This window comes from Acidimicrobiales bacterium (assembly GCA_030747595.1).
Taxonomy (GTDB): domain Bacteria; phylum Actinomycetota; class Acidimicrobiia; order Acidimicrobiales; family MedAcidi-G1; genus UBA9410.
This window is the reverse complement of record JASLKK010000073.1, coordinates 1-563: the sequence shown is the minus strand read 5'-3', so window position 1 is coordinate 563 and position 563 is coordinate 1. Positions and strand designations below refer to the sequence as shown.

At 64.3% G+C, this 563-nt stretch carries 1 protein-coding gene; it reads right to left on the bottom strand.

Features of this window, described 5'->3' with window-relative positions; translation table 11 throughout:
* Nucleotides 1-169: 169 nt before the first annotated feature.
* Nucleotides 170-563: nitronate monooxygenase (locus QF777_12170; GenBank protein MDP6912283.1), on the bottom strand; the 394-nt coding region annotated here is incomplete at its 5' end.

Below are 563 nucleotides of genomic sequence, written 5' to 3'. Positions count from 1 at the left end.
GGGCTCATCCACGACATGGACGACGACTCCGATATAGGAGGCGCCCTGGGGCTTTCCTCTGGGAGCGGAGGGACTTGAACCCTCGACACCCTCCTTGCAAGGGAAGAGCTCTAGCCATCTGAGCTGCGTGCCCCGGGGCGGGCGGCAGCCCAGAAAGTTCCTTGCCGGTTCAGATTTCCAGTTGTCCGGCTAGCGACTCGGCGGATTCGATGAACTCCTCGACCATGTCCATCACCACCCGACCGGCGGGCCGGGACTTGTTCATCGAACCAACTATCTGGCCGACCGGATAGGTCACCAACTTCTCGGCACCTGAGCCCGCATGGTGGGCGGCCCGGTTGATACGGGCCATTGCACCGTCGATCAGCATCGGCTGCAACGGCATGCCCAGGGGGTCGGGGGTGTCGTCCCGATTCCACTCGTCGGTCCAAGCGCTGCGCAGGAGCCGGGCCGGCTTGCCCGTATAGGAACGCGAGCGGAGGGTGTCCCCCGAACCGGCTTCGAGCAGTTTGGCCTTGGCTACCGGAGGTGTCTCAGCTTCCTCGGTGGTTAGCCAGACCGAC